This is a genomic window from Bifidobacterium sp. UTBIF-78 (assembly GCF_006408945.1).
GTDB classification, from domain to species: Bacteria; Actinomycetota; Actinomycetes; order Actinomycetales; family Bifidobacteriaceae; genus Bifidobacterium; species Bifidobacterium myosotis.
In genome coordinates this window covers 19,796-28,860 of sequence record NZ_JFAO01000049.1, presented here as the reverse complement: position 1 = coordinate 28,860, position 9,065 = coordinate 19,796, and the positions used below count along the sequence as shown (strand labels likewise).

Here is a 9,065-nt window from a genome sequence, read left to right as displayed (position 1 = left end):
CCGTTTGCTCTGACCAAGTGGTGGGGCGTGCTGCGCCGCTACGAACTGTATGCCGGGCTTGTGGCCAAGATGATCGCCTTCCCGCTCGCATTCTACGCGCTGCTCACATGGGCGGTCGGTGCGCTGCCGTTCGCCTTGCCGATCACGCATGACATGATCCTCATGATCACCGTGATCGCAGGCCTGCCGACCATGACCACCATCGCGATGTTCACCGGCCGCAAGGACAACATGCCCGACTATGCGGTCGGCTTCGTGCTGGTCAGCACCCTGTTCTCGCTGGTGTCGCTGACCATCGTCTCCGCGATGGTGTTCTAAAACGGCCGAGGCGATGGTTGAGGTTCCTCGCGACGCGGAAGCATCGAATCCACGTCACCGAAAAGTCAGTCCCGCGACGCCGCGTCGATGCAGCGCAACGCGTTGAGGGTACGCGGATAGCCGATGTACGGCATGCACTGCGACGCCACGGCGATGAGGAAGTGACGGTCGTTGCCGATGCGCATATTGGCGCGGGCATGGCTGGTGAGCTGCGGCTCGCACCCGCCCTGCGCGGCCAGGAAGCAGAACGTGATCATCTCGCGCTGCTTGAGATCAAGCCCGGTGCGCGTGTAGTAGTCACCGAAGCAGTTGGCGGCCAGCCAGCGGTTGATGTGACGCTTCTCTTCGGGGCCGGACTTGTAGAAGTCCTTCATGCCGTCGCCGAAGATATCCACCTGCGCCTGCGTGCCGGCCTCCCGCCGCGTTTCCGGTGTGGTGGTGGCCTGCGAGGGCAATGGCAGTTCGACGCCGCGCTCGCGCAGGATGTCGTTCAGTGCGGCGATGAACGGGTAGACGCGCGCGATGCCCAGATACGCCACGGCCTGATACGTCGTCTCCTTGATCTCCACCGGCGTGAGTCCGGCGATCAGCGCCGCCGGCACGATGCCGCGGAATTCGGTGAGGCTCTGGCTGCCGAGCAATGTGGCCAAAATCGCCAGATAGCGCGTGCGGTCGTCCAGATCATTGACGCTGGGCTCGTTCGGCACCTCATCGAAGGCGAAGTTCTCGATGATGCGGGCCAGGTCCGGGTCGTCGCGGCGCAGCAGCTCCGAATCCGGGAAGAACGTGCGGTGATAGGCCTCGGCGGCGGGGGAGATGCCGCTGAGTTGTTCCGCTGATTGATCGTGTACTGTCGTAGCGCTGTGTTCCGTCATGGTGCGTCCTTCCATCGTCAATCCGTCATCAACACAGCGTATGAGCATGCGTGCCATGCCGCAATTGCCTGCCAAGTATCGGCGGTGATGCTTGGCAGGCATGACAGGCGTTGAGGGGATTGCCGGGTGCATGGTGCGGGAACGTGCGTGATTCCCGCTCATTCGAACCGGCGGTGACGGTTGGCGTGGGCTTGGGCGTGACGCGAAGCGTTTATCCGCGTGTGCGGAGTGTGCCATCGTGCCGGGTGTGCCGGCGCCCGGAGCAAGAAGTACGGCAGCGCGAGGGCCTACCGCTTGACCAGGCCGAGTTTGTCCGCTTCGGTGATCGGGCGGATCACGCGGGCGGGCACGCCGGCCACGATGACGCTTTCGGGAACGTCCTTGGTGACCACGGCGCCCGCAGCCACGACGCTGTTCGACCCGATGGTCACGCCGGCCACGATGGTGGAGCCGCCGCACAGCCAGACGTTGTCGCCGATGGTCACGGGCAGGCTGTGCTCCCAGCCGGCCGTTCGCTCGGCGGCGTCGAAGGCGTGCTCGGGCGTGTAGATGCCCACGTTCGGGCCGAACCAGACGTTGTCGCCGATGGTCACCCGCGCGCAGTCGAGGATGCAGCATCCGGTGTTGGCGTAGAAGTTGTCGCCGACGGAGATGTTGTATCCGTAATCGCAGTTGAAGGTCGATTCGACCCAGCAGTTCGCGCCCGCATGGCCGAACAGTTCACGGAGGATGCGCTCGCGTTCGGCGCGCAGGGTGGGGCGCGTCATGTTGAGGTCGAAGAGCAGGTCCTTGGCGTGCTCGCGCTCGGCGTTGAGCTCGGGGTCGTCGCTGGTGTAGTACTCGCCCGCGAGCATGAGCTCCTTCATGCTGCGGGTGTCGGTTGTTTCGTTTGGGCTACTGGATTGTGCGGTGTTCTGCATGTCGTCCATGTGTACGAATGTATACGTTTATGTGTACATTCGTACGCTTCTGCGAGTGGCGTACGGACGAATGTACCCATTGACGGGTAAGGTCTGCCGGTATGGAGAAGAGCAGCACCGCGCCGCGCCGTCGCAACGATCCCGAGCGCAAGCAGCGCATCATCGATGCGTGCCTCACGGTCATCGCGGAACGTGGGGTGGCGGGCACTTCGCACCGGGTGGTGGCCGCCGAGGCCCATGTGCCGTTGGGGTCCATGACCTACCATTTCGACGGCATGCACGATCTGCTGCATCAGGCGTTCGACCAGTTCGCCGATCGGTCCATCGCCGCGTTCCGCGCGAGGATGGACGCGGCGACCGATGCCGAGGAGGCGTGCGAGGCCATCGCGTCCAATATCGAGCATGACCTGCTCGCTACCCGGCGGGATAGGAACATCAACCTTGAGTTCTATGCGCTGGTCGCCCATGATGAGTCGTTCCGCGATATCAGCAGTCGTTGGATGGGCGCATGGCAGGAGACGATGGGCCGCTTCTTCGACCATGAGACTACGGTGATGCTGGATGCCATGATCGAGGGACTGACGCTGCATCGCGCTCTCGGCGGTGAGCCCCGCGATTCGGAAGCCATCCTGCGGGGCGTCCGACGTGTGGCCCTCGGCGGATGATTCAGTGTGGATGATTCGGTGTGACGTAATCCGTGGGGCACCAGAGCGGTGTCCGATTCTGATTCGGGTTGTCTAGGCCAGACGGCACTTAGGCATAATCAGAAGAGTAAACGTGCTGATGACGGGCTGATGGTCAGCCGGCGTAGCCGTCGCCGTCGGTATCCGCATAGCCGTCGGCGTAGGCGCCGTCCGCCGCCGCTCCGCCGAAGTCGCCGTCGCCCATGTATTCGCGGGCGCTGACGCGGTTCACATTGCGTGACTCGTCCACCGCGCGCTGGATGACGCGGCGTACGTCGAAGCCGTGAATGATGTTCTTGAGCACCAACTGCCCGCCGGACGACTGGTCGCGCGTCTCCAGCGTGATCGTGGACAGGCCGAACAGCCGTTGCAGCAAGGTGCGGGTGAGCGTCAGGTCCACCACGCGGAACAGCTTGGTCACGTCGTAGGTCTCGCGCAGAATGCCGGTCTTGACCGCGATCTCATCGTTGGTCAGCGTGTATGTGGTGAAGGTGAACGGCGTGCGGCACCAATTGCGCTTGCGCTGCGACCACAGGACGTCGCCATCGGCCATGCTGTTGGACATCGTGGTTCCTTTCGTTGAGGACCGATACGATTCCCATCGTAGTCGACGGTTGACAAGGCCGATAGTGCTCTTGGCTGTCGGATTTCGACGTGTGAGTGACGGATTTCGAGGGTGGGCGTTGTTCGACTGCCGGACACTGTCGGACTTCAACACCTGACTGTCGGATTTCAACCCTTTAGTGTCGGTTCTCAACCTTTCAGTGTCGGACTTCGACGCATGACTGTCGGACTTCGTACAGCATATGTATGAAATCCGACAGTCAAGCAACGAGAACCGACAGTCAATCGTTGAGAACCGACAGGCAACCGTCGAGATGCGACAGTACAGCGTCGAAAGCCGACAGTTGCGAAAATGATGCGGAGCCGGGCCGAGTGCCGAATCGGTGCCGGCGGGCGGCCCGGCGTTCAGTCGTGCGCGTTGATGTAGGTGGGTTGCTCGATCGGGCCGAAGCCGCCGTAGCGCTTGAATCCCCAGAGGAACACCAGCGACTTGGCGTAGGCGACCCATGCGACGCCGAACAGAATCATGAGCACACGCACGAACGGCACGAAATACGCCAGCGCGATGGCCAGCACGTCGATGCCGAGCAACGCCAGCGAGCAGGGGAATGCCCGCCACGGGAACATGGCGGCGAGTTTCCACTGGGTGGCAAGGGGGTTGTCGAATCGCGCCTGCATGGGGAACAGATATTCGGCGGTCAGCGTGAGCACCACGGTGGCGATGATAAGCACGATGAGCGGCAGGTATGAGACGTTGGCGTCCCACGCGTTCCAGAAGGCGAGTCCGAACACGATGACCGCGGCGAGGGCGAGCGTGATGAGTCCGGATACGAAGCCGTGGAGGAACTCACGCTTGAAACGCCGCAGGTATTCGCGCACGAGTCTGATGTCGTCGTGCTCGTCGTAGGCGAACATCGTGCTGTACAGCGCCGCGCGTGCCGGGCCGATGGTGACGACGGGGATCATCGTCGCCAGGCAGACGAGATTGAGGGCCGTGAATCGCACCAGGGTGTCCATGAACCTCCAGAATGGTGCGTTGGTGTTGAACTTCATCGTTCCTCCTGCCTGTTGTATGCGTTCCTGTGGTTCCTGTGTCGCCCTTATATATAGGACTGTCCTCAATATTCCCCGGACTATCCTGGGAATGGGGCAATGCGACCGGTCCTGTACACAGGTCCGTCTTGTATGTATAGGTCGTTCCTGTGGCCGCCGTGTGGGACGATTCGTGGGGGGCAACATGGACCCGCGCTTCTCGCCGGTATGTTGACAGCATTTTGCTCGCATTCCGGCGTCGTCTCACTCGCGACACGCTTATTTATAAGTATATAAATAAAATTTTCATTGGTCGAATTCCGCGAGTTTCCAACGTTTTTCAAGGCTGTGCACAGGGATGGTGGACCCGTGCGTTCGTTCATCGGTTTGACAATCAAATCTCTTATTTATAGAGTTATAAACAAGAGAAAGAAGACAACGGGATGCGAAACGGGTCGCACCCACGGTGATCTTCGCTGCATTGCTTCAAAGGAGACAAGATGCAGAACGCAACAACAGCGGACGGCGCAACCGGTCTGGTCGGCGACGCCGCCGAAGTCGTTTCGTCCAGCGGCGCACAGCCGGCGCGGAGCCGTCGCGACCGCCGCGCCGCCAACAAGGCGAAGAAGATGCTCCCCGGCACTGATTACAACAAGCGCCACGGCATCAAGCTGTTCCTGCTCATCGCGCCGTTGCTGGTGATGGTGGTGCTGTTCAGCTACCTGCCGCTGTTCGGCTGGATCTACGCGTTCTATGACTACCAGCCGCCGATCCCGCTGTCCGAAAGCGAGTTCGTCGGCCTGCAGTGGTTCCAGCTGCTGGTGCAGAACCCCGCCCAGGTGGCCAAGATCGGCCAGGTGCTCATGAACACCTTCGCGATGTCCGGCCTGAACATCCTGACCTCGTTCTTCCCGGTGATCTTCGCCATCGCCCTCAACGAGATCCGCGCCAAGTGGTTCAAGAACCTCATCCAGACACTCACCACGCTGCCGAACTTCATCTCCTGGGTGCTGGTCTACTCGATCGCCTTCGCGATGTTCTCCTCCTCCGGCATGATCAACGAGCTGCTGCAGAACCTGCACCTGATCACCGAGCCCATCAAGTTCCTCGACTCCGGCGACCACATCTGGCTCAAGATGCTGTTGTGGAACCTGTGGAAGGGCCTCGGCTGGGGCTCCATCATGTACCTCGCCGGCATCGCCGGCATCGACCAGGAGCTGTACGAGGCCGCACAGGTGGATGGCGCGAACCGCTTCCAGCAGATCTGGCATGTGACCATCCCGCAGCTGCTGCCCACCTACTTCGTGCTCCTCATGCTCTCGATCTCCAACTTCCTCAACAACGGCATGGACCAGTACTACGTCTTCCAGAACAACTTCAACCAGAAGTGGATCGAAGTGCTCGACCTCTACGTCTACAACGTCGGTCTCGGCAACTCCAGCCTGTCGCTGGGTACCGCGATCTCGATCCTCAAGTCGCTCGTCTCCGTGGCGCTGCTCTTCATCGTCAACTGGATGTCCAAACGCACCCGTGGCGAGGGCATCGTCTGATCGGCGCGGCAAGGCAAACGAGACTGTAAGGAAATATCATGGCAAAGCAGAATGCATCAGTATCGCCGGCACTGCGTCGCACCACGGGCGAGAAGGTCTACAACGTGGTCAACATCGTGGTGCTCACCCTCTTCGCGCTGATCTGCACCTACCCGTTCTACTACCTGATCATCAACTCACTGTCCGACAACAACCTGTCGGCGGCGGGCGAGGTGACCTGGTGGTTCAAGGGCTTCCACCTGCAGAACTACAAGGACGTGCTCGCCCTGTCCGGCCTCGGTCGCGCGGCGTGGATCTCCCTGGCCCGTACCGTGATCGGCACCGTGCTCACCGTGCTGGCCAGCGCCTACCTCGGCTTCATGTTCACGCAGAAGAAGATGTGGGGCCGTTCGTTCTGGTACCGCTTCGTGGTCGTCACGATGTACTTCAACGCCGGCCTGATCCCGATGTTCATCACGATGAAGAACCTCGGCCTGACCAACAACTTCTGGGTGTACATCCTGCCCGCGGTGGTCCAGCCGTTCAACATCATCCTGGTCAAGACCTACATCGAGTCCATCCCGAGCTCGCTGCAGGAGGCCGCCGAGATGGACGGTGCCGGCACGCTGACCATCTTCGGCAAGATCGTGCTGCCGATGTGCACGCCGATCCTCGCCACGGTCGCGATCTTCTCCGCGGTCGGCCAGTGGAACTCCTTCCAGGACACGCTGATCTACATGACCGATGACAAGCTCTACTCCCTGCAGTACCTGCTCTACACGTACATCAACCAGGCGAGCGCGCTGGCCAACGCGGCCAAGGCGAACGCGGCGAACGTGGCGGCCCTGGCCTCCGCGGCCACCCCGACCTCGATTCGCATGACCGTCTCCGTCATCGTGGTCCTCCCGATCATGTTCGTCTACCCCTTCTTCCAGCGCTTCTTCGTCAAAGGCATGATGCTGGGAGCGGTGAAGGGCTGACGCGTAATGGGAAGCCCGGTGGGCTTCCCATAGCGTCAGCCTGAGCGAGGCGGTAGCCGAGCGAAGGTCGGATTGAGTCTCGCCGTAGGCGAGTCCGTTCTTGCGGGGGCCGGAGACGACGCGTAATGGGAAGCCCGGTGGACTTCCCATAGCGTCAGCCTGAGTGAGCCGATAGGCGAGCGAAGGTAATGCTGAGTCTCGTGCGTAGCACGAGTCCGTAATTGCAGGGCCGGAGGCGACGCGTTAAGCGGACAGTCCGCCCAATAAACCAATCCAAAACAATTATTCCAAACGCAACCGAACAACAACACGAAAGGAACAAGGAGGTTTCCGTCATGGAACTCAAGAAGAAGATCACATCAGTGCTGGCCGTCGGCCTTGCCGCGGCCATGACCTTCTCGCTGGCGGCCTGCGGCAGCGACACCGCGGGCGAGGAGAAGGACGACGGCTCGCTGGTCACCGTCGATGTGTTCGACTCGCTGGCCAACCAGCAGGGCGAACAGAAGGGCTGGTTCGCCAAGATCGTTCAGGACAAGTTCAACTTGAAGCTCAACATCATCGCCCCGAACGTCTCCGGCGGCGACACCGTCTTCGACACCCGCGCCGCATCCGGCTCCCTGGGCGACCTCATCATCACCAGCACCGGCAACGGCCGTCTCCAGAAGCTGGTCAAGGCCAATCTGGTGACCGATATGACGCCGTACTACAGCAGCATGACCAACGTCAAGAAGTACCAGAACGCCGTGGACGCCATCACTGAGCAGGCCGGCAAGGACGGCGTGTGGGGCATCCCGCAGGGCGTCTCCTCCTCCGACCCGTCCAGCCCGAGCGAGGGCATGGAACCGACCTCCGCGCCGTACATCCGCTGGGAGTACTACAAGGAGCTCGGCTACCCGGAGATCAAGGATCTCGATGCCTTCCTCGACGTGCTCAAGGACATGCAGGATCTGGCCCGCAAGGAGACCGGCCAGAACGACATCTACGCCTTCTCCCTGTTCAAGGACTGGGACGGCGATGTGATGAACAACGCCTCCGCCGTCGTCAACTGGCTCGGCTACCAGGGCCAGGGCTCCGTGTTCATCAGCGCTGACGGCAAGGACGTGCAGCCGGCCACCCAGGAGGGCGGCGTCTACGAGCAGGCCCTCGAATTCCTCAACAAGGCCGAGCAGATGGGCCTCGTGGACCCCGAGTCCACCACGCAGGACTGGGACACCATGCAGAACAAGGTGACCAACGGCAAGACCCTCGTCTCCCTGTTCAGCTGGCTGGGCAAGCCGCGCATGAACTCCGATGAGAACAAGGCCAAGGGCGTCGGCTTCATGCTCGCCCCGCTGCAGAGCATGAAGGTCTACTCCACCGGCTTCACCCCGGACGGCGACGGCTCCACCATCATCGCCATCGGCTCCAAGTCCAAGTACAAGGAGCGCCTCGCCAAGTTCATCGACTGGCTGTACTCCTCCGAAGGCGTGTACGCCGCCGCCTCCAACTCCGGTGGCGCCGCCTGCCCGAAGGATCTCGGCTGCTGGACCGAAGGCTCGGACGGCAAGCCCCAGCTCACCGACTTCGGCAAGCAGGCCATGAACGGCGACCACGCCAACCTCAAGATCTCCGATGACCTCGGCGGCGGCACCTACGACAGCGGCTTCTCCCTGCTCAACTTCAAGGCCGTGCAGCAGAACGACATCGACTCCGAGACCGGCGCCGCGTTCAACCCGCAGCTGTGGGAGTCCGAGGCCGACACCAGCGCCCTGTTCAAGGATTGGTCCGAGCACATGGGTGGCGCCACCAGCGACATCGACTACCTCGAGAAGAACAACCTGCTGACCGTCGCCCCCGGCGCCTCCTACACCACCCCGCAGGAGGAGTCCACGGTCTCCGCCACCCGCAGCTCCATCAAGACCGAGGTCGTCAACGCCTCCTGGAACGCCCTGGTGGCCAAGTCCGACGCCGAGTTCGCCAAGGTGCTCAAGGACGTCCGCCAGCAGGTCAAGGATCTGGGCTACGACAGCGTGCTCAAGGTCGACGAGCAGAACGCCAAGGATCTCGCCAAGGCGCGTCAGGAAGTCGTCAAGCAGTACCAGTCCGACGCCAAGTGATCCTCGGCTGCCCCCACCATTCTTGCCGGCTCCCTCACGTCTCCCTGACGAATCGTTCCCCTTCCGAA

At 61.8% G+C, this 9,065-nt stretch carries 8 protein-coding genes and 1 pseudogene; 5 read left to right on the top strand and 4 right to left on the bottom strand.

Going from position 1 to position 9,065, the window contains the following annotated elements; translation table 11 throughout:
• Positions 1 to 318, top strand: a pseudogene (locus tag BG22_RS09595) (permease); the annotation flags it as partial.
• A gap of 65 nt (positions 319 to 383) precedes the next feature.
• On the opposite strand, the gene BG22_RS09590 reads toward BG22_RS09595, so the two are convergent.
• Together BG22_RS09590 and BG22_RS09585 are read right to left on the bottom strand one after the other, a co-directional pair.
• Entirely contained in the window at positions 384 to 1,193 is an 810-nt protein-coding gene (locus BG22_RS09590; RefSeq protein WP_140495096.1) for a carboxymuconolactone decarboxylase family protein, read from the bottom strand.
• Positions 1,194 to 1,480: 287 nt separating this feature from the next.
• A complete protein-coding gene (locus tag BG22_RS09585; protein WP_308810465.1) occupies positions 1,481 to 2,122 on the bottom strand; it encodes a sugar O-acetyltransferase in 642 nt (213 codons plus the stop codon).
• Positions 2,123 to 2,214: 92 nt separating this feature from the next.
• Between BG22_RS09585 and BG22_RS09580 the strand changes: the two genes are divergently transcribed.
• Positions 2,215 to 2,778: a TetR/AcrR family transcriptional regulator gene (locus BG22_RS09580; protein ID WP_140495094.1), complete on the top strand. Its 564-nt coding sequence runs from the start codon at positions 2,215 to 2,217 to the stop codon at positions 2,776 to 2,778.
• 133 nt (positions 2,779 to 2,911) lie between these two features.
• Here BG22_RS09580 and BG22_RS09575 read toward each other — a convergent pair whose 3' ends face one another.
• Together BG22_RS09575 and BG22_RS09570 are read right to left on the bottom strand one after the other, a co-directional pair.
• Positions 2,912 to 3,361, bottom strand: coding sequence for a PH domain-containing protein (locus BG22_RS09575; protein WP_140495092.1), 450 nt, complete (start codon positions 3,359 to 3,361; stop codon positions 2,912 to 2,914).
• Positions 3,362 to 3,765: 404 nt separating this feature from the next.
• On the bottom strand, positions 3,766 to 4,413 hold the full coding sequence (locus tag BG22_RS09570; RefSeq protein ID WP_181163477.1) for a YesL family protein: 648 nt from the start codon (positions 4,411 to 4,413) through the stop codon (positions 3,766 to 3,768).
• A gap of 608 nt (positions 4,414 to 5,021) precedes the next feature.
• Between BG22_RS09570 and BG22_RS09565 the strand changes: the two genes are divergently transcribed.
• From BG22_RS09565 to BG22_RS09555, 3 genes are all read left to right on the top strand, one after another.
• Positions 5,022 to 5,942 (top strand): ABC transporter permease subunit, encoded by a 921-nt coding sequence (locus tag BG22_RS09565; protein WP_094667400.1) that lies wholly within the window; start codon positions 5,022 to 5,024, stop codon positions 5,940 to 5,942.
• 38 nt (positions 5,943 to 5,980) lie between these two features.
• On the top strand, positions 5,981 to 6,901 hold the full coding sequence (locus BG22_RS09560; RefSeq protein WP_094667318.1) for a carbohydrate ABC transporter permease: 921 nt from the start codon (positions 5,981 to 5,983) through the stop codon (positions 6,899 to 6,901).
• A gap of 335 nt (positions 6,902 to 7,236) precedes the next feature.
• The gene (locus tag BG22_RS09555; protein ID WP_140495089.1) at positions 7,237 to 8,997 is read left to right on the top strand and encodes an ABC transporter substrate-binding protein; all 1,761 of its coding nucleotides are present in this window, start codon (positions 7,237 to 7,239) and stop codon (positions 8,995 to 8,997) included.
• Positions 8,998 to 9,065: the final 68 nt, after the last annotated feature.

Coding starts and splice junctions, on each gene's coding strand:
- BG22_RS09590 (WP_140495096.1), bottom strand. CDS start 1,193: ATGACGGAACACAGCGCTACGACAGTACACGATCAATCAGCGGAACAA.
- BG22_RS09585 (WP_308810465.1), bottom strand. CDS start 2,122: ATGGACGACATGCAGAACACCGCACAATCCAGTAGCCCAAACGAAACA.
- BG22_RS09580 (WP_140495094.1), top strand. CDS start 2,215: ATGGAGAAGAGCAGCACCGCGCCGCGCCGTCGCAACGATCCCGAGCGC.
- BG22_RS09575 (WP_140495092.1), bottom strand. CDS start 3,361: ATGTCCAACAGCATGGCCGATGGCGACGTCCTGTGGTCGCAGCGCAAG.
- BG22_RS09570 (WP_181163477.1), bottom strand. CDS start 4,413: ATGAAGTTCAACACCAACGCACCATTCTGGAGGTTCATGGACACCCTG.
- BG22_RS09565 (WP_094667400.1), top strand. CDS start 5,022: ATGCTCCCCGGCACTGATTACAACAAGCGCCACGGCATCAAGCTGTTC.
- BG22_RS09560 (WP_094667318.1), top strand. CDS start 5,981: ATGGCAAAGCAGAATGCATCAGTATCGCCGGCACTGCGTCGCACCACG.
- BG22_RS09555 (WP_140495089.1), top strand. CDS start 7,237: ATGGAACTCAAGAAGAAGATCACATCAGTGCTGGCCGTCGGCCTTGCC.